We start from the raw sequence: 21,619 nt of genomic DNA on the forward strand, positions 1-21,619 counted from the left end.
AACGCGAAAAAACGGCGGCCGTCACCTCGGCGTGAGGTAGTCCCGCCCACCGACGTATACGGTCCGCCCGTTTGCCACCGGCCCGGAGTACGCCGCCGCCACCGCGGCCGCGAATTCCTCGACGGTCGGCAGCGGCCCGGCCGCGCGGCGTGACCCGACACTGCTCGGGTCACGCCGTTCCAGTAGGCGCACGATGATCGTCCCGTCGATCATGTCGCCGGAGACGACCACGAAACCGATTCCCCGCGACCGGAATCGGTCCTCCATCCCACGCAGCGCGTCCTCGCCCGCGCGTTTGCTCGCGGCGATCGGCTCGTAACCCGGGGGCACCTGGGGATCGCTGGGGAAGAAATGCGCCTGGTGGCTCGTGACGAACACGATGCGCCCGCCGGCGGGAATCAGCGGCAGCAGCTTCGTCACCACCGCTACCTGCGCGTCTCGATTGATTCGGAGCGCGTACCCCGGATCCGCGCCGCGTTCGAGTCCGCCGGAAGCGTTGAGCACCAAGCCGTCCAAGCGCCCGTAGTCCTCCGCGATCCGCGTGCCGAGCGCATCCACCGCCTCCGTATCGGACAGATCGGCACCCACCGCCGCGGCGCTCCCACCGGCCGCGACGATCTCGCCGACCACCCCTTCGGCTCGCTTGCGCTTCTCCCGGTAGTTCACCAGCACGTGCGCCCCCGTGCGGGCGATTCGCCGCGCCGTCTCCGCACCGATGCCCCGCGAACTCCCGGTCACCAGCACGACCCGCCGTCCGTCGACAGCCTCGCCCACGCCCCACCTCCGTCACGATGCTTCTGATTCAGAACCAACTATCGTGCTTCTGAATGAGAAGCGCAACTGACGCATCCGGTGACGCCGACCCGGTCCGCGTCCCACCCACGGCCCTCGACCTCTTCGGTCAACGCTGGATGCTGCGCATCATCTGGGAACTCATCCCCGGCCCGCTCGGCTTCCTCCAGCTGCGTCGCCAGATGGGCAACTGCTCGTCGAGCATGCTCTCCGACCGCCTCCAGCAGCTCCAGACGGCGGGCATCGTCACCAAGCACGGCCCTCGGGGTTCCTACGAACTGACCTCGCCCGGTCACGGCTTGGCTGCGGCCCTGCAACCTCTCTGGGACTGGTCTTCCGGGCTCGGCGCAGCCGACGGCTGAGCATCGGCGGGCGCCGGTGTCGGTGGCGAGCCGGTGCCGCCGTGGACGGCGGAAGCGCGGTCGCGCCGGGAGCGGCGGGTGCGTGAAATCCGCTGGACACGGGGGATATAACGGGTGCATGGGTGACGAATCAGCGGTGCTGTTCTGTGATGCCGGGCTGGCGGCTCGGGTGGAGGCGGCGGAGACCGCGGCGATCGTGGGTGGGGTCGAGTCGGGACTGCGGCGGGGGAGCGGGGGATTCGTTCAGCGGTTCGGTGGGGGAGCGGCGTGTTTCGGTGGGGCGGGTTCGCCGCTGAACAAGGTGGTGGGGGTCGGGTTCGGGGAGCTGCCGTCGGCCGCGGACTGGGAGCGGGTCGAGGCGGCGTACGCGGCGGTCGGGGCGCCGGTGCAGGTGGAGCTGGCGACTCTGGCGGACGGCCGGATCGGACGGGAACTCACCGGACGGGGCTATCGGCTCACTTCCTTCGAGAACGTGCTCGGCATGCGGCTCGGCGCCCGGACCTGGGAGGTGCCCGCGCACCTCGAGATCCGGCGCGACGAGGCCGACGGGTTCGAGCGATGGCTGGACGTGGTGGTCGACGGGTTCGCGCACCCGGAGGACGAAGGTCCCGCGCACGAGGAGTTCCCGCGCGAGATCCTCGCCGAGGTCATGCGGGACCTGGCCGGCGCCGAGGGCGCCCGCCGCTACCTCGCCTACCGCGACGGCACGGCCGCGGGCGCGGGCAGCATGCGTGTCGCTTCGGGCATCGCGGCCCTGTCGGGGGCGGCGACGCTGCCCGCCCATCGCGGCAACGGTGTGCAGACGGCGCTGCTGTCGGCGCGGCTCACCGAGGCGACGGCGGACGGATGCGACCTGGCGGTGGTGACCACCGAACCGGGTTCCACCTCCCAGCGCAATTCCCAGGGCCGCGGTTTCGCACTGCTCTACACGCGCGCGATCCTGATCAAGGAGTAGGGCCGGATTCGGTATCGGGGACGCTGCGCAGCGCCGCGTATTCGAGCGCGGCGAGCAATTCGTCGAATTCCAGGCCGGGTATTCGCGTGAAAAGATCCTCGACCGCGGTCCCGTTCGACAACAGCCCGATCAGCATCTCTATCCGGTACCTGATCCCGCGCACCACCGTGCTACCGAGGCAGCGCCCCGGATGCCGGGAAAACCGGTGCTGGTGGGACATGAATGCACGCTACCTGGACCGATACCGTATTCCAGGGATCTTGACGACTCTGTGTCGTTCTCGTGTTCCGCCGGTCGGACGGCCACAATCTCGCGCATGCTTTCGAGCCCCTCGGAGTCGGCCGAATTCCTCGCCGCCGTCCCGGTCCTGGGAGTATGGGAATTGGTGGCGCCGCGCTATGACGTGCGGGCGGCACGGAGGGTCTCGGTCGCCTGCCGTACGCGAATCGCGCGCTCGGCCGGGGTGCGGGCTTTCAGGATCGGGAGATAGAGGCCGTAGCGGGCGGAGCGGGCGAGGCCGTCGTAGGTCCGGCGGAGATCGGGCTCGGCGGCCAGCGCGTCGGCGAGTTCGGCGGGGGTGCGGGCGGTGCGCTGGCGTTCGTAGGCCGCGGCCCAGCGGCCGTCCGCCTGTGCCGCGGCGACGGCCGCGAAGCCGGGCTCGCGCATCCGGCCCGCGGCGATGAGCGCCTCGGCCTTCGCCACGTTGACCTGGGACCAGGGGCTGCCGGGGCGGCGCGGGGAGTACCGCTGCAGGTAGTGGTGCTCGTCGAGGCGGCGGCGGTGCGAGTCGATCCAGCCGAAACACAGGGCGCCGTCGAGGGTTTCGGTGATGGTGACCGAGCGCTCCGGCGCGCCCTTCTTGGCGATGCGCACCCAGATCTCGGTGGCCTCGGCATGGTGGGCGGCCAGCCATTGCTCCCACTCACCCGCGTCGGCACAGATCAGGAATTCGATGTCCATGCGCTCCATCGTCACAGGCAAAGTGCTCATCCAGAGAGCACTTTGAGCTCAGGATTCGCGGAGCCCTTCGAGCAGCGCGAGGACCGCGGCGCGGGCCTGTTCCGCGCGGACGGGATCGTCGACGCCTTGCAGCTGGAAGGCCCAGTGGGCCTCGAAGAGGCACGCGACGGCGTAGGCGGTGGCGGCGATCCGCTCGGGGGCGGCGGCGGGGAAGTCGGCGGCGAGCCGCTGTTCGATCCCGGGCAGCCAGCGACGGGTCCACAGTTCGCGCAGGCGGTCGCGGACCAGCGGCTCGCGGGCGGCCACGGCGGCCAGCTCGCTCCAGACCACCAGGTCGTCGCGGCTCTCGTAGACGCCGGGGGTGAACATCCGGGTGACCCGTTCCTCGACCGTGCCCTCCGCGCCGAGGGACACCAGCGCGTCACCGTACTCGGCGACCGCCTCGGTCACGAACGCCTGCATCAGCCCCTCCCGGCTGCCGAAATAGTGCAGCACGAGCGTGCGCTGCACCCCGGCCGCAGAGGCGACCCGCGACAGCGTGGTGCCGGCGAAACCGTCGGCGGCGACCACCGATCGCGCGGCCCGCAGGATCTGCCCGATCCGCTCGGTGGCCTTGCTCGGTCGGCCGACTTTATTTACTGTCATGACAGTCAATATATTCGGAAGGGGTCGGTCATGCGAGTCATCGCACTGGGGGGAGCGGGCGAGATGGGTCGCGCCGCCGCGCGGGTCCTGCACGACGACGACCGGGTCACCGCCCTGACCGTCGCCGACCGGGACGGCGCCGCGGCGGCCGAGGTGGCGGGCGGGCTCGGCGCGAAGGCGACGGCCAGGACGCTCGACGCCACCGATCGGCGCGCGCTCGTCGCGGCCTTCCGCGAGGGGGACCTGGTGGTCAACACCGTCGGCCCGTTCTTCCGCTTCGGCCCGCCCGTGCTCGCCGCCGCCATCGAGGGCCGGACCGACTACATCGACATCTGCGACGATCCACAGCCCACCCTGGACATGCTCGCCCTCGACGCGCGGGCGCGGGCCGCAGGGGTCACGGCGCTGCTGGGCATGGGGGCAAGTCCCGGCATCGCCAACCTGCTCGCCGTGCTCGCGGGCGCCGAGCTCGAGCGGGTCGAGACGGTGGTGACCGGCTGGAACATCCACGACGCCCAGCCGCAACGCGGCGGCGCGCAGCCCAGCGCCGCGGTCGTGCACGGCATGGAACAGATCAGCGGGGTCATCCCGGTCACCCGCGCCGGGCTGCTGGTGGATCATCCCGCGCTGGAACCGATTCCGCTCGACTATCCGGGGCTCGGCACGGCGCTGGGCCGCAGTTTCGGTCACCCGGAGCCGGTCACGCTGCCGCGGGCGTTCCCCGGCCTGCGGGAGGCGACCTGCGTGGTGATCGGCGATCGCGCGACGATGGCCGCGCTGATGACCCTGCGCTGGAGCATCGATCGCGGCCTGCTGAGCCTGGACGGTGCCGCGCGCGTGGCGAGCCTGATCGAACGGCTGCAACCCGCCGACACGCTGCGCCAGCTGACCTCGGCCGGCCTGCCCCCGCTGTTCGCGATCGCCACCGGCCCGCGCGCGGGGCGCCGCGCGACCGCCGCGACGGCGTTGTGTCAGGTCCCCGGGCTGACCATGGCCGAGAACACCGGCGTCCCGCTGGCGGTGGCGGCGCTGCTCCTGCCCGACCTGCGCGTGCCGGGCGTGCACACACCGGAGACCCTGCTCGACCCCGGCCGCTTCTTCGCGGCCCTGGCACCGCACTGCCTCGGCACGCCCGGTCCCGGCGCGATGACCGTCACCACCACGAGCTGGAACACGCCGGGGGAGAACGACGCCGCGCTCTCCTCGACCCTGCTCACCGCCCTGCTGACGGTGCGCTGAGCGCTACAGCCAGGTGTCGAGGCTGGTCGTGGTGAGGAAGTGGTCGAGATCGGCGCGCCAGGGCGCCGGGGTGGTCTTGTCCGGCTCGATGCCGGTGTACTGGCCGCGATAGAACAGCAGCGGGCGGCCGTTGGTGGTCTCCGACGACTCGGTCAGGGCGTGCACCCGCCCGATGACGATGTAGTGGTCGCCGCCGTCGACCACCGAGTCGACGGTGCAGTCGATGGTCGCCAGCGAGGCCGCCAGCGCGGGGACGCCCAGGCCCGTCGCCGCCCACTCCACCCCGGCGAACTTGTCGGGTTCGCGCGAGCCGAAGCGGGCGCACACCGGCTGCTGCTCCTCGGCGAGCACGTTGACGCAGAAGCGGCCGTTGGCCTCGATGGCCGCCCAGGACCGTGAGCCCTTGGTCGGGCAGAACAGCACGAGCGGCGGATCGAGGGACAGGGCGGCGAAGGACTGACAGGCGAACCCGACCGGGTTGCCGTCGGGGTCGAGCGTGGTGATCACGGTGATGCCGGTGCAGAACTGCCCCAGCACATTACGGAATTTCCGGCCGTCGATCGCCGGTGTCTGTTCGGTCATGTCCTTCGCCCCCGTTCCTACTGCTGCTTGAATCCGACGGAGAAGTCGTGACCCCACAGGCTGACCGCGGTCGATTCGCGGGCGATCCAGTCGTGGTCGTCGACTTCGAGTCCCTCACAGCCGAATTCGATGTCGAATCCGCCGGGCGTCTTCATGTAGAACGACAGCATCTTGTCGTTGATGTGGCGGCCGAGGGTGGCCGACATCTTCACCTTCTTGCGCAACGCGCGGTCCAGGCAGAGGCCGACGTCGTCGGAGTTCTCCACCTCGACCATGAGGTGCACGATGCCGGTCGGATTCGGCAGCGGCAGGAACGCCAGCGCGTGGTGGCGCGGGTTGCAGCCGTAGAACCGCAGCCAGGCCGGGTCGCCGTCGGCGGGACGGCCGACCAGCTGGGGCGGCAGCCGCATGGAGTCGCGCAGCCGGAAGCCGAGCACATCCTGGTAGAACGCCTGCGCGGCCGCGTCGTCGGTGCAGGTCAGGACCACGTGGCCCAGCCCCTGCTCGGCGGTGACGAACTTGTGGCCGTAGGGGCTGACGAAGCGGCGGCCGAGGTACTGCGCGCCGTAGAACGCCTCGAGGGTGTTCCCGGCCGGATCCTGGAACCGGATCATGCCCTCGACCCGGCGCTCGCCGAGCTCCTCCTTGGTGCCCTCGGTGAAGTCGACCCCGGCCTTGTCCAGGGTCTCGCGCAGCTGCTGCAGGCCGCGGGCGTCGGTGACCTCCCAGCCCGAGACCAGCAGCCGGTCCCGCTCGCCGGGGACGATCACCAGCCGGGCCGCGAATTCGTCCATGCGCAGGTAGAGCGCGTCGGGGTTCAGCCCGTCGCCCTCCATCATGCCGAGCACCTTGAGGCCGTATTCGCGCCAGGCCGCCATGTCGGTGGCCTCGATGCGCATGTAGCCGAGTGCCTTGATGCTCATCTCACTTCTCCTGTAGCCCGAGCAGGAAGTCGGTGGCCAGCCGGTTGAACTCGTCGAACTTCTCCAGCTGCGCCCAGTGCCCGCAGCCGCCGAACACGTGCAGCTGCACGCGCGGGATGACCTTCGTGGCGACGAGCGCGCCGTCGAGCGGGTTGACCCGGTCCTCGCGGCCCCAGATCAGCAGGGTCGGCTGGCGCAGCTTGTAGGCGTCACGCCAGAGCATGCCCTTCTCGAAATCGGCGCCGGCGAAGGACTTGCCCATCGCCCGCGTGGCGGCCAGGGCCTCGGGTGTGCTCGCCGAGGCGAAGCGCTCCTCGACGAGCTCCTCGGTGATCAGCGACTGATCGAAGACCATGATGCGCAGGAACGCCTCGAGGTTGGCGCGGGTCGGCTCGCCGTTGAAGCGGGCGAGCAGCTTCACGCCCTCGGTGGGGTCGGGCGCGAACAGGTTGGTGCTCAGCCCGCCCGGGCCCATGAGGACGAGTTTGCCCGCCCGCCCGGGGTAGTCGAGCGCGAACCGCACCGCCGCGCCGCCGCCGAGCGAGTTGCCGAGCAGGTGGACCCGGCCCTCGATCTCGAGGTGGTCGAGCAGCGCGTCGAGCGCCGAGGAGCTGTGCACGAAGTACTGCGGATGGTCGACCGGCTTGTCGGAGCGGCCGAAACCGGGCTGGTCGACGGCGAGTACGTGGAAACGCTCGGCCAGCACGGGGATGTTGCGGGCGAAGTTCGACCAGGACGAGGCGCCCGGCCCGCCGCCGTGCAGCAGCACGATGGTGGGGCCGTTGCCGACGCCCGCCTCGTGGTAGTGCAGCTTCAGGTCGGGGCGGACCTGGGCGAACCGTGAGGTCGATTCGTAGGTCAGTTCGGCGGTCTGTGTCATCGGGATCCCTCTAGACCATCGCGTCGCTGACGGGCAGCCCGAACTCGTGCGTGCCGTACATGACGTAGGCGCGCTCGGGATCGTTGGCCGCGTGCACCCGGCCGGCGTGCGCGTCGCGCCAGAAGCGCTGCAGCGGGGTGCCGTTGGCCAGGGCGGTGGCGCCCGAGGACTCGAAGAGCTTGTCGATCGAGGCGATCACGCGGCCGGTCGCGCGGACCTGGTCGCGGCGCGCCCGCACCCGCAGGTCGAAGGGGACCTCCTGGCCCGCGACCAGCAGCGCGTACTCCTCGGCGACATTGCCCGAGAGCTGACGCCAGGCGGCGTCGATGTCGCTGGCGGCCTCGGCGACCCGCACCTTGGCGAACGGGTCGTCCTTGGCGTTCTCCCCGGCGTAGGCGGCGCGCACACGCTTGCCCTGGTGCTCGACGTGGGCCTCGTAGGCGCCGTAGCCCATGCCGACGATCGGGGCGGAGATGGTGGTCGGATGGATGGTGCCCCACGGCATCTTGTAGACCGGGTCGGTGTTCTGCTCCATGCCGGGCGCGCGGCCCTCGCTCATGGCGCGGAAGCTCAGGAAGCGGTGCGCGGGGACGAAGACGTCCTCGACGACCACGGTGTTGGAGCCGGTGCCGCGCAGGCCGACCACGTTCCAGACGTCGTCGATGCGGTACTCGCTGCGCGGGATCAGGAAGCTGCCGAAGTCGACGGGCTTGCCGTTCTTGATCACCGGGCCGCCCAGCACCGCCCAGGTGGCGTGGTCCGAACCCGAGGACCAGGCCCACGCGCCGCGCACGATGTAGCCGCCGTCGACGACGGTGCCCGCGCCCATCGGGGCGTAGGAGGAGGAGATGCGGACGTCGGTGTCCTCGCCCCAGACCTCTTCCTGGGCCTGCTGGTCGAACAGCGCCAGGTGCCAGTTGTGCACGCCGATGATGCCGGCCACCCAGCCGGTCGACCCGCACGCGCTCGCGATCCGGCGGACGGTGTCGTAGAAGACCACCGGGTCGGCGGCGTAGCCACCCCACTGCTTCGGCTGCAGCAGCTTGAAGAAGCCGGTTTCCTGCAGGGCCTTCATCGAGGCGTCGGGGATGCGGCGCAGATCCTCGGCTTCCTGCGCGCGTTCACGCAGTGCCGGCAGCAGTGCCTCGACCCGTTCGGTCACTTCTTGTGTCATCTCGGGGCCAGCTCCTGGTTCTTTACGGAAGATCGACAACGTGTTCTCGTTCGATGTTGAGATTAGAACAGGTTCTCATTCTGTGTCGAGTATCCCCCGCAACCATGGAATTGAACAGCAGCTTGGGACGTACTTTGCGGGATGACTGGCGTGAAGTGACCGTGTTTTGTAACGTGTTCTAGTAACGAAGGAGGGTTCGGGATGGCAGTCAACCCCAAGGTCAGGGAACTCGACGTCGGCACCGCGCCGACCCGGTATGCGCGCGGCTGGCACTGCGTCGGTCTGGCCTCGACATATCGCGACGGCAAGCCGCACGCGATCGAGATCTTCGGCACCAAGCTGGTGGTCTGGGCCGACAGCAACGACGAGCTGCGCGTCCTCGACGCGTACTGCAGGCACATGGGCGGCGACCTGAGCATGGGCACGGTCAAGGGCGACGACATCGCCTGCCCGTTCCACGACTGGCGCTGGGGCGCCAGCGGCAAGTGCACGTCGATTCCCTACGCCCGCCGGGTGCCGCCGCTGGCGCGGACCCGCAAGTGGACCACCCTGGAACGCAACGGTCAGCTGTTCATCTGGCACGACCACGAGGGCAACCCGCCCGCGCCCGAGGTGACGATCCCGCACATCGAGGGTCCGTACACGACCGCCGACGGCGCGCCGAGCGAGACCCACGACAGCGGCTGGACCGACTGGACCTGGAACACGATGGTGATCGAGGGCTCCAACTGCCGCGAGATCATCGACAACGTGGTCGACATGGCCCACTTCTTCTACATCCACTACGCCTTCCCGACGTACTTCAAGAACGTCTTCGAAGGCCACGTGGCGACCCAGTTCCTCGAGACCAAGGGCCGCCCGGATGTCGGGATGGCGGCCAAGTACGGCGGCGAGACGCTGCTGAAGTCGGAGGCGTCCTACTTCGGCCCGTCCTACATGATCAATCCGCTGACCAACATCTACGGCGGCTACGAGATCAAGGTCGTGCTGATCAACTGCCACTACCCGATCTCGCAGGACTCGTTCGTGCTGCAGTACGGCCTGACGGTGGAGAAGCCCAAGGGCATCGACGACGAGACCGCCACCCGGCTCGCGCAGACGATGACCGACTTCTTCGGCGACGGCTTCCTCCAGGACGTGGAGATCTGGAAGCACAAGTCCAAGGTCGAGAACCCGCTGCTGTGCGAGGAGGACGGCCCGGTCTACCAGCTGCGCCGCTGGTACGAGCAGTTCTACGTCGACGCCGCCGACGTCACCGAGAAGATGACCCAGCGCTTCGAGTTCGAGGTCGACACCGACAAGGCCAACGAGGCCTGGGAGGCCGAGGTCGCCGAGAACCTGCGGCGCAAGCGCGAGGCGGAAGAGGCCGCGGCGGCTCAGGAAGCCGAGGCGGGCGTCTGATGACGGCGAGCTGGGCCAAGGCGCCGGATTTCGCCGATCAGCCCGCGCGGCAGGCGCAGGTGCGGGCCCAGACCGCCGTCGATCGTGAGCACTACCTGGACGAGGGTCTGGCACCGCTGCGGTGCCAGACCTGCCAGGCGGCGGTGCTGGTGCGCAAGTCGAGCGCCCAGCAGACCTCGGTCCAGTGGACCGAACGCCCCGAGACGCGCTGCTCCTACTTCGCCGAGCGCAACAGCGCCGCGCCGCGGCCGGGCAGGCCCGACACCTGCCCGCAGCTGGCCAAGACCATCGCGTGGGCGGTCGAGGAAGGCGTCATCGACGTGCCGGAGTGACCCTCCCGCACCGTATGCGAGGGGACCTACCTCGCGCCGAGTTGCTTGCCCAGCAGGCCGGCGAACACCTCACCGAAGGTGGAGGCCAGCAGGCCGAGGCCCTCGGGGTCGAGTGCCATCAGCCTGTCGTCCCTGGTGCTGCAACCCGCTTCGGCGGGGACGCCGTCGAGCCGGTCGCGTACCCACAGCATCGCCGTCGCCACGCCCGACAGCTGCGTGGTGATGTGCTCGCCGAGGTGCTCGCGGGTGTAGCGCACCTGCGCATCGGGTGACTGGCAGTACGTGTCGACCAGCGTGTTCACCGGGCCGACCGGGATGAGTTCGTCCGGGTTGGCCTGCCAGATGAACATGGGCATGTCCGGGACGGACTTGCCCATCCTGGTCTTGTCGACCACGTCGCGCACCACCGGATGCTGCATGGGGTCACCGGGGACGCGCAGCATGCCCTTCATATTCAGGAAGGGGAAGATCATGGTGTTGTACTGCACGCAGAGCTTGTTCTTGACCTGTGCCAGGCCCTGGCCGAGCGGATCGAGGTCGCGATCGAGCAGGTCGCCGAACTCGGGGTACTCGCGGCCGAGGCCGAGGATCGCCGACATGATCATGCCCGACCACAGCTGGTTGTTCCCGACGTCGACGATGGCGCCCAGGTCGGCAGGCACACCGCCTTCGGCCGCGCCGACGATGTTCAGTTCGGGCGCGTAGGTCTGCTTCAGCTCGGCCGCGTGGCCGGTGGCGATCGCGCCGCCGGAGTAGCCGAACATCGCGATACGGGCATCGGCGGTGATCCGCATCTGCCCGAAGTTCCGTGCGGCCCGGATGCTGTCCAGGGTGATCCGGCCGGCGAGCGGGCCCGCCGCGAATGCCTCGTCCGGGCCCTGGTGATCGGGGATCACCATGCCCCAGCCCTGGGCCAGGGCGCCCTGGGCGATGATGAACTCCGCGGGCACCACGATCTGGCCTGCCAACGCGGCCACCGACCATTGCTGCAGGGCGTAGGACGGTGCGCAATAGCCTGCCAGGGAATCCTCGGCGCCCTGTAGTGCCAGCACCTTGTCCGGGGCGGAACCGCGGGGTTTGAGCACCGTCGCCACCGCCGCGATGGGCTCGTCGCGGCTGTTGTTCGACCGGAAGGACAGCTGCCACGCGTCCACGTTGAGCGGGACCAGGCCCAGCGTCGCCACGTTGACCTGCCGCGCCGCGATGAGTTCGCCCGGCTCCCTCGCCGCGACCAGATCCGGGGCAGGCCGGTAGAAGCCGGGATCCAATTCCGGGGGCAGCGGAACCGCGGCGGCGGACTGGACCGGTACCGATCCCGCGGCGGGCGCCGCCTCCGCCGGTGCCGTTCCGCACATCATCGTCATCGCCGTCGCGGCGGCCAGGGCCGCCAGGCCGTGAGAGAAGAGCCTCGAGGTGCCCACGCACCACTCCGTCCACATCAAGGTCAGACACCAGCGTCTAACATTTGCGGAACTATCGCACACCGGTGACCCAGATCTCAATGAGTGGAAGGAAAGTGCCAGGTCACAGCCGCGACCGGCCAGAATCAGAACAGGCCGACGAGGAAATGGGTCAGGACCGAAACCAGATCGTCCAGATCGAAGCCGGCCTCGCCCAGGCTCCACTGGTGCACCAGCGCCATCAGCGCGCCGATGAAGCCGGTCGCCGCCGCGGGGTAGCCGCCCACCGGGACGAAGTCCGGGCCGAGCGCCTGGCGCAGTTCGTCGGCGAAGAATCGCACCCAGATCGCGCGCTGCTCGACGCGGTGCCGCTCGACCGCGTCGCTGACCCCGACGATCTCGACGAACGACACCCGCGCACGCCGCGGATCCCGGCCGATGGACTCGGCGTAGGCGCGCATCGCCAGCCGCGCGCGCACCGCCACCTCGGCGCCGCCCGCCCCGGTCAGTGCGTCGGTGACCGCTCTCCTTGCCTCGGCCTGGATCAGGTCATAGACCGCGAGCAGCAACTCCTCACGATTACCGAAATGCTCGTAGAACTGCGCGCGCGCGAGCCCGGCGGTCTTGCACACACCGGTGATGGAACTGGCCCGGTAGCCGCCCTCCCCGAACACCGTCAACCCGGCCGCCAGGAACTGTTCACGGCGCTGCGCCCGGCGATCGTCTACGGGTAGGCCGTCGTACACCCGGGAGGAACCGCTTGCCGTCACCCGGTCACAGTAGCCTGGCGGATCTCAGCCGAACGGGGTGTGCGGGCGATCCTGGAGCACCCCGTCCAGGTAGTGTCGACCTTCTCGTTGTAGAAGCAGGCCAGCCCGGCGATCTTCTGGCTCTCCGGCAGCGGCGTGCGGTAGATCCACACGAGGTCGCGGTGCTCCTGATCGCCGATCCGGACGTGCCAGTAGTCGGCCGTGCCCTTGTACGGGCAGCTGGTGTGGGTGCCGGACGGGGCGAACAGCTCGGTCCGCACGTCGGGCAGCGGCAGGTAGTACCGCGCGGGCAGGCCCGTCTCGAACAGGATGCGCGGCGAACTCGACTCCGCGACCACCGTGCCGTCGATCTCCACCCGGACCGTGCGCGAGCTCGCCAGGATGTCCACCCGCGAGTACGGGTCACGCGGGTGCACGTAGATCGGCTCGTCCTCCTCGAACCACTCGGTCATGGCCGGGAAGTCGAGGCGGACGGCGTCTTTCAGCTCCGCCAGCGGCGAGTCCGGGTAGCGCAGCGCGGCGCCGTCGGCCCGGACGCCGTCGAGCACCACGTCGTAGCCGACCGCGTCACCCCGGCTCGGGGAGTGCTCGGTGGTGCCGTTCGGTTCCAGATCGGCGCGGATGTCGGCCAGGGGGACGTAGTAGGTGGGGTAGTGGGGGATCTCCCAGACGAGCAGGGGTCTCAGGGTGTCGGCCACCAGCCGTCCACCCAGATACGCCCGTACCCGCTTCTGGCCGGTCTCGACTCGTACGCGTCCGCGGTCGCCCATACCTGCCGACGGTACCGACCGGACCCGCGCCGCGCCGGGCGGTCCGTTGCGCCAGTCGCACACGGGGTCAGCGCGGGCTCAGGCGGACCACGGGATATTCGCGATCGGACTTGCTCTGGTACTTGGCGATCCGCGGCTGGGCGGCGGTGATCCGCGCGTAGGCCCGTTCCCGGTCGGCGCCGGTCAGGCGCCGCGGCGCGACGCCCACCGTCTCGGCGCCCGGCAGTTCGAGGCTCGCCTGCTCGGGGTTGGCCATCAGGTTCACGTACCAGTCGGGGTCGAGGTTGCCGCCGCCCGAGGCGATCACCAGCCGCGCGCCGTCCTCGTCGGGCCACCACGACACCGGGGTCTGCCGCGGCTGCCCGCTGCGCTTGCCGACGGTGTGCAGGATCGCCACGTCCATCCCCATAATCTTCCCGCTGCCCTTGCGCCGCAGCTTCGCGGTGGCCCGCGCGTTCATCTTGCGCTGGAACCACAGCGACAGCGCGCTCGTGTCACGGGTCTTGTGCTCGGTCATCACGACTCCTCCGCTCGGTGGCTACGTCCTGGCACCGACGCTAACGCGCCCCCGTGACCGGCGGCTTCTCGATTCCTGACCGGTTGGCCGCGTGGCGGATGCCGGCGTCGGCGCGGTGGTCGCGGCTCCACGCCGGACGTCGACCGCAACCCGCCGTGGTGTTCGGCGGAAACCGGGGCGGAGAACACCGGGGCGGAATCCGGTGACGTCGGTGTCGGTGGATTCCGCCTCGGTGGGCACCGCGCCGTTGCGGTGCGGGTTCGGGGTCAGTCGCCTACGGTCAGGGCCTCGGCTTCCTCGATGCTGTGGGGGGCCGGGTCGTGGTCGTCGACGTGGGCGAGGGCGCCGCGGCCGATCAGCAGGACGGCGACGGCGGCGGCGGTGCAGGCGGCGCCGAGCCAGAAGGGGAGCGCCACGGCGTGCTCGCCGAGCTTGCCCGCCAGCCAGGGAGCGGCCGCGCCGCCCGCGAAGCGGACGAAGCTGTAGGCGGCCGAGGCGGTCGAGCGTTCCACCGGCGCCGAGATCATCACGGCCTCGGTGATCAGGGTGTTGTTGACACCGAGGAACAGGCCCGCGACGACGACGCCGACGATCAACACGGCCTTGGTCTCGGCGAACAGGGCCATCACCGCGAGGTCGGCGGCGAACAGGGCGAGCGAGGCCGCCATCATCGGCAGGGTGCCGAAGCGCGCCTGCAGCTTGGGCGCGAGGAACACCGAGGACAGGGCGAGCATGATGCCCCAGCCGCAGAAGATGAAGCCGATGGCGTAGGTGCCCATGTCCAGCGGGAACGGCGTGTAGGCCAGCAGGGTGAAGAAGCCGAAGTTGTAGAGCAGGGCGGTGATGCTGACGACCAGCAGGCCGCGGTGCCGCAGCGCCTTGAACGGGGCGGTGATCGAGGTCGGCTTCGCCGGCTTGGGGGTCTCGGGCAGGAGCACGACGATGGCGATGAACGCGACGGCCATCAGCGCGGAGACGCCGAAGAACGGGCCGCGCCAGCTGATACCGCCGAGCAGGCCGCCGACCAGCGGGCCGGTCGCGATGCCGATGCCGAGGGCCGCCTCGTAGAGGATGATCGCCCGGGCGACGCCGCCGGTGGCCGCGCCGACGATGGTGGCCAGCGCGGTCGCGATGAACAGCGCGTTGCCGAGTCCCCAGCCCGCGCGGAAGCCGACGATCTGCCCGACGGTGTCGGACATGCCGGCGAGCGCGGCGAACACGATGATGATGGCCAGGCCTGCCAGCAGCGTCTTCTTGGCGCCGAAGCGGCTGGAGATCACGCCGGTGACCAGCATGGCGACGCCGGTGACCAGCATGTAGCTGGTGAACAGCAGCGACACCTGCGACGGCGAGGCGTGCAGCTGCTCGCCGATCGGCTTGAGGATCGGGTCGACCAGGCCGATGCCCATGAAGGCGATGACGCTGGCGAAGGCGACCGCCCAGACGGCCTTGGGTTGCCCGCCGCCGGTCGCGGCGGGCGGCGCGGCGGTGCCGGGTTCGGATGTCTGCAGTGTGCTCATGGCGCTCCTAGGTGCACTCACTGGTGACCGCGGGCAACCGCGCGGAGGGCTGTCAGCAGGTCGTTCATATCGGTGGCGAGGCGGGTCAGGCGGTCGTGGTCGAAATCGGCGAGCCCCGTGGCGAGGACCGTGCCGAAGGCGCGGCGGGCCTGGTTCAGGCGGTCGCGGCCCGCGTCCGTCAGCTCGACGCGGACCGCCCGCGAATCCTCGGGGTCCTTGCTGCGGGTGGCGAAGCCCTCGTCCACCAGGCGGTTCACCAGCGCGGTCGCGGCGGGCTGGGAGCAGCGGTCGATGCGGGCGAACTCGCTGACCCGCAGGCTGCCGTGCTCGTCGAGCAGGGCCATGGCCCGCAGGATCGCGCGGGGGAGGTCATCGTCGCTGATGGAGCCGGCGAGCCGGGTGAGCCGACCGGCGGTGACCAGGAGGTCGACCACGATGTCGTCGGCTGAGGTGTCCACGGTGTCTTGCACAGCACCTATTATTGCATAAGCTAATTATGTATGGCGGATGATGTGGGTCACCGCGATCGGACGGCGCCGGCCGGATGCGGCCGCCCCCGGAAACGCGAAATCACCCAGGGCGCCCGGGCCGTGGACCGGAGGGGGCGCCGCTGGGTGATTTCGCGGGGCGCGTCAGCGGGGGCGGGTGGCGTGACCGAAGAGTTCGGCGGTGGCGTGGGCGCGCTTGAAGTACAGGTGCGCGTCGTGCTCCCAGGTGATGGCGATGCCGCCGTGGAGCTGGATGGTCTCCGCCGCGACCGCGCTGAAGGCGTCCGAGCAGTGCACGCGGGCCACCCACACCTCCTCGGCGGCGGACTCGCTGCCCTCGACCAGCGCCCTCGCGGCGGCCTGGACGGTCGACTCGGCCGACTCCACCAGCACGTACATGTCGGCCATGCGGTGCTTGAGGGCCTGGAAGCTGCCGATCGGGCGCCCGAACTGGACGCGCGACGCGGTGTATTCCACCGTCGCCTCTAGGCAGTGCCGGGCGGCGCCCACCTGCTCGGCCGACAGCGCGGTCCAGGCGATCTCGCGCAGCCGCCGCCGCAGCGCGGCCGGATCGCCCGTGCCGATCCGGCGGGCCGGGACCGCGTCGAAGGTGACGGTGGCCAGGCGACGGGTCGGATCGAGCGCCGGGGTCGGCGTCGCGGTCAGGCCCGGAACCGTGTCCCCGTCGGCGACGGCCTCGTACAGGCCGTCGTCGGTGAGCACAAGGAACAGGTCGGCCTCGGCGCCGTGGAGCACGTAATGTGCCGTGCCGCTGAGCAACCCGTCGTCCGCGCGGACGCCGGTGCGGTCCCAGCCGGACGCGTCGGCCCAGCACACCGCGGCCAGGCGTGAACCCTCGGCGATCCCGGGCAGCAGCCGCGCGCACGCGTCCTCGTCACCGGACAGCAGCAGCGCCTGCGCGCCGAGGACGGCCGAGCCGAGCATGGGCACCCCGGCCAGGGTCCGGCCCAGTTCCTCGACCACCAGCAGCGATTCCACCAGGCTCGCGCCCGCGCCGCCCCACTCCTCGGGGACGGCCAGGGCCGCCACCCCGACCTGCTCGCACAGCAACCGCCACAACCGCTGGTCGTAGCCGGGATCGGCGTCCATGGCCTGACGCAACGCGGCGGGCGGGGCGTGCTTGGTCAGCAGCGCGCGCACCGAGGCGGTGAATTCGAGCAGTTCCGACGTTGACATCTGGTTCCTTTCAGCCCGCGGCGCGCAGCGCGGACGCGATCCGGCCCCGGTGGAAATCGGCGGTGCCCCAAGCGGTGCGCAGCGCGGCGACCCGGGTCAGCCACAGCGACAGGTCGCATTCGGCGGTGTAGCCGATGGCGCCGTGCACCTGCAGGCCGGCGCGGGACGCGCGGTGCGCCGCGGCGCCGCAGGCCACCAGGGCGGCGGACACGTCGCGGGCCCGGTCGGGGGTGTCGAGGGTGAGCGCGGCCCGGTAGAGCAGCGGCTCGGCCAGGTCGAGGGCGATCAGCACGTCGGCCAGTTGCTGCTTGACGGCCTGGAATTCGCCGATCACCCGGCCGAACTGCTTGCGCTGCTTGGCGTAGGCGCAGGTCTGGTCGAGGATCGCGCGGCCCGCGCCGAGCAGGACGGCGGCCGCGCCGAGCACGCCCGCGTCGAACCCGGCGGCGATGGCCTCCGCCACCGCGGGGCCGGTGGCGACGAGTTCCCCGGCGGTGACCGGGAAGAGGGCACGGGCCGGGTCGATCGAACGGACGGCAGGACCGGCGACGCCGAGGCTCACGGTGTCACCGGAGGCGTGCAGAGCGAGGTCGGCGGTGCCGGTGTCGACGGCGAAAGCCGCCGCGGCCGTGTCCGACTCGGCATCCGCGCGCGCGGGCCCGGTGAAGCCGATGGTGCCGAGGGTGACTCCGCCCGCCAGGCCGGGCAGCCACCGGGCCGCGGGTTCGGTGTCGGGCAGGCGCTGCAGCAGGGCGGGCAGCGCGGCGGCGGTCTCGATCACCGGGCCCGGCACCGCGGCCCGGCCCAGCTCGATCAGCGCGACGACCAGGTCGACCGGGGTCGCGTCGGCGCCGTCGTACTCCTCGGCGACGGCCAGCCCGAAGACGCCCGCGTCGGCGGCCTGCCGGAGCAGGGCGCGCCCGCGCGTGGTGTCGCCCTCGCCCCAGGACCGGATGGCGGCCGGGGTGGCCGGTGTGTCGAACAGCTTGCGCAGTTCACTGCCGAAGTCGAGCTGCTCGGTGCTGAGAGCGAATTTCATCGCGGTACTCCTGAATCGTGCGCGGTGCGCGCCCGGGTCCGGCTGTCGAGGTCCCGCTGGACGGGGAAGGGTCGGCGCGCGCTCATCGCTTGGCCTCGCGGGGCAGCCCGAGGATGCGCTCGGCGATGATGTTGCGCTGGATCTCGTTGGTGCCCGCGTAGATCGGGCCCGCCAGCGAGAAGAGGTAGCCGTCGGTCCAGGCCGAGTGCGCCTCCGTGCCGAGCAGCTCGAGCGCGGTCTCGTGCATGGCGATGTCGAGCTCGGACCAGAACACCTTGGTGATCGAGGACTCCGCGCCGAGCGCGCCGCCCTCGGCGAGGCGGGTGACGGTGCCGAAGGTGTGCAGGCGGTAGGCCTCGGCGCCGAGCCAGGCGTCGACCACCCGGTCGCGGGCGGCGGTGTCGGAGTCGGGGACCTCGCGCCACAGCGACAGGAGCCGGTCGGCCGTCGCGCTGAACCGGCCCGGGCTGCGCAGCGACAGGCCGCGCTCGTTGCTCGAGGTCGCCATGGCGACCCGCCAGCCGTCGTTCGGCTCGCCGATGACGTCGCGGTCCGGGACGAACACGTCGTCGAGGAAGATCTCGGCGAAACCGGGTTCCCCGTCGAGCTGCGGAATCGGCCGCACGCTGACCCCGTCGGCGGACAGCGGGAACATGAAGTAGGTCAGGCCCCGGTGCCGCTGCGCCTCGGGATCGCTGCGGAACAGGCCGAAGGCCCAGTCCGCGTAGGTCGCGCGCGAACTCCACGTCTTCTGCCCGTTGAGCAGCCAGCCGCCCTCGGTGCGGCGCGCGGTCGAGCGCAGCCCGGCCAGGTCGCTGCCCGCCTCCGGCTCGGACCAGGCCTGCGCCCAGATGTCCTGGCCGCGGGCCATCCGCGGCAGGATCCGCGCGAGCTGTTCGGCGGTACCGTGCTCGAACAGTGTCGGCGCCAGCAGGAAGATGCCGTTCTGGCTCACCCGGCCGGGGGCGCCCGCCGCGTAGTACTCCTGCTCGAAGAGCGCCCATTCCAGCAGCGAGGCGTCGCGGCCGCCGTATTCGGCGGGCCAGGAGACCGCCGACAGGCGCGCGTCGGCGAGCGTGCCCTCCCACGCGCGGTGCGCGGCGAAACCGGCTTCGGTGTCCATCGACGGCAGGGGCTGCGCAGGCACGTTGGCGCGCAGGAAATCGCGCACCTCGAGCTGGAACTCCCGGGCCGCCGGGTCGATATCGAGATCCACTACTTCGTTCCGTTCCCTTCCGCGGCGGCGCTCTTCATCGTCCGGGCGTTCATGCCGCCCAGCGAATCGGCGCCGACCTCGGCGTTGTGTGCGTGGGCGAAATGGTGCAGGCCGAACACGGAGTCCATGCCCGCCCGCATGCCCATCAGGTCCTCGGCCTGGTTGACGGCCTTCTTGGTCAGCGCGAGCCCGAATTGCGGCATGGCCGCGATCCTCTCGGCCAGCGCGAACGTCTCGGTGGTCAGTTCGTCGCGCGGCACGACCCGGTTGACCATGCCCCACTTCTCGGCCTGCGCCGCGGAGAAGCGGTCGCCGGTGAAGAGGAACTCCTTGGCCGCGCGCGGTCCCATCACCCACGGGTGGGCGAAGTACTCCACGCCCGGGATGCCCATCCGCACGACGGGGTCGGAGAAGAACGCGTCGTCGGCGGCGACGATCAGGTCGCACACCCAGGCCAGCATGAGGCCGCCCGCGATGCACGCGCCCTGCACCATGGCCACCATCGGCTTGGGGATCTCGCGCCAGCGCCTGCACATGCCGAGGTAGACCTCGGACTCGCGCGCGAAACGCTGGTCGCCGCCCGCGCGGTCGACGTGGTCCCACCACAGCGCGGCCTTGTTCTCGTAGCGCACGTGGTGGTCGCGGCCGGGGGTGCCGATGTCGTGGCCCGCGCTGAAGTGCTTGCCGTTGCCAGCGAGCACGATCACCTTGACCTCGGGGTCCTCGACGGCGCGGCCGAACGCCGCGTCGAGGGCGTAGGTCATGCGCGAGTTCTGCGCGTTGCGGTAGTCGGGCCGGTTCATGGTCACCACCGCGACAGGGCCGCGCACCTCGTAGGTGACGACCTCCGCCTCGTGGTCGGGGTTGTCGGTCACGAATTCTCCTCGCGTAGCTGTCGTTTCAGGACCTTGCCCGCGGCGCTGTAGGGCAGGGACGGACGGAACTCGATCACCCGCGGCACCTTGAAGTTGGCCAGCTCGGCGATCGCGTGGGCGCGCACCTGCTCCTCGGTGAGGTCCGCGCCCGGCTTCAGGACGACGTAGGCCTTGCCGACCTCGCCCATCCGGTGGTCCGGGATGCCGACGACCGCGGACTCGGCGACACCGTCGAGCCGCGCCAGGGCCTGCTCGATCTCGGCGGGATAGACGTTGAAGCCCCCGCTGATGTACATGTCCTTGAGCCGGTCGGTGATGCGCAGGTAGCCGCGCTCGTCGATCACGCCGATGTCGCCGGTGTGCAGCCAGCCGTCGGGGTCGATGGTGGCGGCGGTGGCCTCGGGGTCGTCGAGGTAGCCGACCATCACGTTGGGGCCGCGCAGCAGCACCTCGCCGGTGTCGTCGAGGCGGAGCTCGAACCCGGCGATGGGGCGGCCGCAGGTGGTGGCGATGGTGACGGCGTCGTCGTCGGGCCTGCACATGGTGCCGAAGCCGGAGGCCTCCGACAGCCCGTACGCGGTGACCACGACGTCGAAGGCGAGTTCGTCGCGCATGCGCTCGACCAGGACCACCGGCACGGTCGCCGCGCCGGTGACCGCCACCCGCAGCGAGCTCAGGTCGCGCTCGGCGCGGCCGGGGTGGTCGAGGATGGTCTGGTATATCGTCGGCGGGCCGGGCAGCACCGTGACCCGCTCCTGCTCGATGAGCGAGAAGGTCTGCGGCACATCGAAACTGGCCTGCGGGATCATGGTCGCGCCGGTCAGGACGCAGGCCAGGATGCCCGCCTTGTAGCCGAAGTTGTGGAAGAACGGCGCGACGATGAGGTAGCGGTCGCCCGCGCGGACTGTGGAGCACTCGGTCCAGGCGCGGACCACGTCGACGGCCTGCCGGTGGTTGACCAGTGTGCCCTTGCTGCGCCCGGTCGTGCCGGAGGTGAACAGGATGTCGGCGATGTCGTCGCCGGAGACCGCCGCCGCGCGTTCCTCGGCGAGGTCGGCCGGGACGTCGGCCGCCGCGGCCATCAGGTCCTCCCAGGACAGCGCGGGCGCGGCCGACGCCTCGCCGATGACGACCACCGCGCCGATCTCCAGCTCGGGGGCGGTCTCGCGGAGTTCGGCCAGGCGGTCGCGGCCCAGGAAGGGGCCCGCCACGAACAGCGCGTTGGCGCGCACCCTGGTCAGCACGTCGGCGGCTTCGGCGGCGACGTAACGGGTGTTCAGCGGCACCAGGGCCGCGCCGACCGACTGGGCGCCGAGCGCGGCGACCACCCAGTGATAGGTGTTCGGCGCCCACAGCGCGACCCGGTCGCCGGCACTGACGCCGTGCGCGATCAGGCCGCGTGCCACGGTGCGCACCTGGTCGAGCAGGCCCGCCCAGTCGAGGCGGGTGTCGCCGTCGACGAGAGCCGGGGTGTCCGGGAGTTCCGCGGCGATCTGTCGGAGCGCCTGCGGAATGGTCTGTGCAGGTGGTGTCACGGGGTTCCTCAGCGGTCTGTGGCGGCCGTCTCGCGAAAGCGGCCAAC

General features: G+C 70.8%; 24 protein-coding genes. 5 read left to right on the forward strand and 19 right to left on the reverse strand.

Annotated features, from left to right (window positions below; all coding sequences use genetic code 11):
- Window positions 1-21 precede the first annotated feature (21 nt).
- Complete coding sequence (locus ON36_RS02380) at window positions 22-774, reverse strand: SDR family oxidoreductase (RefSeq protein ID WP_052313575.1); 753 nt, start codon at window positions 772-774, stop codon at window positions 22-24.
- 53 nt (window positions 775-827) lie between these two features.
- On the opposite strand from ON36_RS02380, the gene ON36_RS02385 reads away from it, so the two are divergent.
- Window positions 828-1,154 (forward strand): winged helix-turn-helix transcriptional regulator, encoded by a 327-nt coding sequence (locus ON36_RS02385; RefSeq protein WP_043647270.1) that lies wholly within the window; start codon window positions 828-830, stop codon window positions 1,152-1,154.
- Window positions 1,155-1,272: 118 nt separating this feature from the next.
- Entirely contained in the window at window positions 1,273-2,109 is an 837-nt protein-coding gene (locus ON36_RS02390; protein WP_043647272.1) for a GNAT family N-acetyltransferase, read from the forward strand.
- On the opposite strand, the gene ON36_RS02395 is transcribed toward ON36_RS02390, so the two are convergent.
- From ON36_RS02395 to ON36_RS02405, 3 genes are all read right to left on the reverse strand, one after another.
- Window positions 2,099-2,329 (reverse strand): DUF433 domain-containing protein, encoded by a 231-nt coding sequence (locus ON36_RS02395; RefSeq protein ID WP_052313576.1) that lies wholly within the window; start codon window positions 2,327-2,329, stop codon window positions 2,099-2,101. The genes ON36_RS02390 and ON36_RS02395 overlap by 11 nt on opposite strands.
- Window positions 2,330-2,505: 176 nt before the next feature.
- Window positions 2,506-3,099, reverse strand: a complete 594-nt coding sequence (locus ON36_RS02400) for a YdeI/OmpD-associated family protein (protein WP_245557841.1) — start codon at window positions 3,097-3,099, stop codon at window positions 2,506-2,508.
- 18 nt (window positions 3,100-3,117) lie between these two features.
- Entirely contained in the window at window positions 3,118-3,714 is a 597-nt protein-coding gene (locus ON36_RS02405; protein ID WP_043647276.1) for a TetR/AcrR family transcriptional regulator, read from the reverse strand.
- 30 nt (window positions 3,715-3,744) lie between these two features.
- Here ON36_RS02405 and ON36_RS02410 point away from each other — a divergent pair, with 30 nt between their 5' ends.
- Window positions 3,745-4,953, forward strand: coding sequence for a saccharopine dehydrogenase family protein (locus tag ON36_RS02410; protein WP_043647278.1), 1,209 nt, complete (start codon window positions 3,745-3,747; stop codon window positions 4,951-4,953).
- 3 nt (window positions 4,954-4,956) lie between these two features.
- Here the strand turns inward: ON36_RS02410 and hsaB are convergent, their stop codons facing one another.
- From hsaB to hsaA, 4 genes are read right to left on the reverse strand one after another with little or no spacing between them, the layout of a single operon-like run.
- Window positions 4,957-5,535 (reverse strand): 3-hydroxy-9,10-secoandrosta-1,3,5(10)-triene-9,17-dione monooxygenase reductase subunit, encoded by a 579-nt coding sequence (hsaB, locus tag ON36_RS02415; protein ID WP_043647279.1) that lies wholly within the window; start codon window positions 5,533-5,535, stop codon window positions 4,957-4,959.
- A 17-nt stretch (window positions 5,536-5,552) separates the two neighbouring features.
- Window positions 5,553-6,458: an iron-dependent extradiol dioxygenase HsaC gene (gene hsaC, locus ON36_RS02420; protein ID WP_043647280.1), complete on the reverse strand. Its 906-nt coding sequence runs from the start codon at window positions 6,456-6,458 to the stop codon at window positions 5,553-5,555.
- Between the two features lies 1 nt (window position 6,459).
- Entirely contained in the window at window positions 6,460-7,338 is an 879-nt protein-coding gene (gene hsaD / locus ON36_RS02425; protein WP_043647281.1) for a 4,5:9,10-diseco-3-hydroxy-5,9,17-trioxoandrosta-1(10),2-diene-4-oate hydrolase, read from the reverse strand.
- A gap of 10 nt (window positions 7,339-7,348) precedes the next feature.
- The gene (gene hsaA / locus ON36_RS02430; RefSeq protein ID WP_043647283.1) at window positions 7,349-8,512 is read right to left on the reverse strand and encodes a 3-hydroxy-9,10-secoandrosta-1,3,5(10)-triene-9,17-dione monooxygenase oxygenase subunit; all 1,164 of its coding nucleotides are present in this window, start codon (window positions 8,510-8,512) and stop codon (window positions 7,349-7,351) included.
- Between the two features lie 201 nt (window positions 8,513-8,713).
- Here hsaA and ON36_RS02435 point away from each other — a divergent pair, with 201 nt between their 5' ends.
- Window positions 8,714-9,913, forward strand: a complete 1,200-nt coding sequence (locus tag ON36_RS02435) for a 3-ketosteroid-9-alpha-monooxygenase, oxygenase component (RefSeq protein WP_043647284.1) — start codon at window positions 8,714-8,716, stop codon at window positions 9,911-9,913.
- Window positions 9,913-10,245 (forward strand): hypothetical protein, encoded by a 333-nt coding sequence (locus ON36_RS02440; protein ID WP_043647286.1) that lies wholly within the window; start codon window positions 9,913-9,915, stop codon window positions 10,243-10,245. Before ON36_RS02435 ends, ON36_RS02440 begins: the two co-directional genes overlap by 1 nt.
- A 26-nt stretch (window positions 10,246-10,271) precedes the next feature.
- Here the strand turns inward: ON36_RS02440 and ON36_RS02445 are convergent, their stop codons facing one another.
- The 11 genes from ON36_RS02445 to ON36_RS02495 form a co-directional block, all read right to left on the reverse strand.
- Window positions 10,272-11,609, reverse strand: coding sequence for a lipase family protein (locus tag ON36_RS02445; RefSeq protein ID WP_043647321.1), 1,338 nt, complete (start codon window positions 11,607-11,609; stop codon window positions 10,272-10,274).
- Between the two features lie 182 nt (window positions 11,610-11,791).
- Window positions 11,792-12,415 carry a TetR/AcrR family transcriptional regulator gene (locus tag ON36_RS02450; protein WP_043647288.1) on the reverse strand — a complete coding sequence of 208 codons (624 nt, stop codon included), beginning with the start codon at window positions 12,413-12,415 and terminating at the stop codon, window positions 11,792-11,794.
- On the reverse strand, window positions 12,412-13,185 hold the full coding sequence (locus ON36_RS02455; protein ID WP_373281759.1) for a DUF427 domain-containing protein: 774 nt from the start codon (window positions 13,183-13,185) through the stop codon (window positions 12,412-12,414). The genes ON36_RS02450 and ON36_RS02455 overlap by 4 nt, the downstream gene beginning before the upstream one ends.
- A gap of 67 nt (window positions 13,186-13,252) precedes the next feature.
- Window positions 13,253-13,702 carry a nitroreductase family deazaflavin-dependent oxidoreductase gene (locus tag ON36_RS02460; protein ID WP_043647289.1) on the reverse strand — a complete coding sequence of 150 codons (450 nt, stop codon included), beginning with the start codon at window positions 13,700-13,702 and terminating at the stop codon, window positions 13,253-13,255.
- A 266-nt stretch (window positions 13,703-13,968) separates the two neighbouring features.
- Window positions 13,969-15,222 carry an MFS transporter gene (locus tag ON36_RS02465; protein WP_043647290.1) on the reverse strand — a complete coding sequence of 418 codons (1,254 nt, stop codon included), beginning with the start codon at window positions 15,220-15,222 and terminating at the stop codon, window positions 13,969-13,971.
- Window positions 15,223-15,239: 17 nt separating this feature from the next.
- Complete coding sequence (locus tag ON36_RS02470; RefSeq protein ID WP_052313577.1) at window positions 15,240-15,692, reverse strand: MarR family winged helix-turn-helix transcriptional regulator; 453 nt, start codon at window positions 15,690-15,692, stop codon at window positions 15,240-15,242.
- A 162-nt stretch (window positions 15,693-15,854) separates the two neighbouring features.
- Window positions 15,855-16,907, reverse strand: a complete 1,053-nt coding sequence (locus tag ON36_RS02475; RefSeq protein ID WP_043647292.1) for an acyl-CoA dehydrogenase family protein — start codon at window positions 16,905-16,907, stop codon at window positions 15,855-15,857.
- Window positions 16,908-16,917: 10 nt separating this feature from the next.
- Window positions 16,918-17,946, reverse strand: coding sequence for an acyl-CoA dehydrogenase family protein (locus ON36_RS02480; protein ID WP_043647295.1), 1,029 nt, complete (start codon window positions 17,944-17,946; stop codon window positions 16,918-16,920).
- A gap of 82 nt (window positions 17,947-18,028) precedes the next feature.
- Window positions 18,029-19,162, reverse strand: coding sequence for an acyl-CoA dehydrogenase family protein (locus tag ON36_RS02485; protein WP_043647297.1), 1,134 nt, complete (start codon window positions 19,160-19,162; stop codon window positions 18,029-18,031).
- Complete coding sequence (locus ON36_RS02490) at window positions 19,162-20,037, reverse strand: enoyl-CoA hydratase (RefSeq protein WP_043647299.1); 876 nt, start codon at window positions 20,035-20,037, stop codon at window positions 19,162-19,164. Before ON36_RS02490 ends, ON36_RS02485 begins: the two co-directional genes overlap by 1 nt.
- Entirely contained in the window at window positions 20,034-21,572 is a 1,539-nt protein-coding gene (locus ON36_RS02495) for a FadD3 family acyl-CoA ligase (RefSeq protein WP_043647301.1), read from the reverse strand. The genes ON36_RS02490 and ON36_RS02495 overlap by 4 nt, the downstream gene beginning before the upstream one ends.
- Window positions 21,573-21,619: the final 47 nt, after the last annotated feature.

Origin of the sequence: Nocardia thailandica NBRC 100428, assembly GCF_000308795.1 — a bacterium.
Taxonomy (GTDB): domain Bacteria; phylum Actinomycetota; class Actinomycetes; order Mycobacteriales; family Mycobacteriaceae; genus Nocardia; species Nocardia thailandica.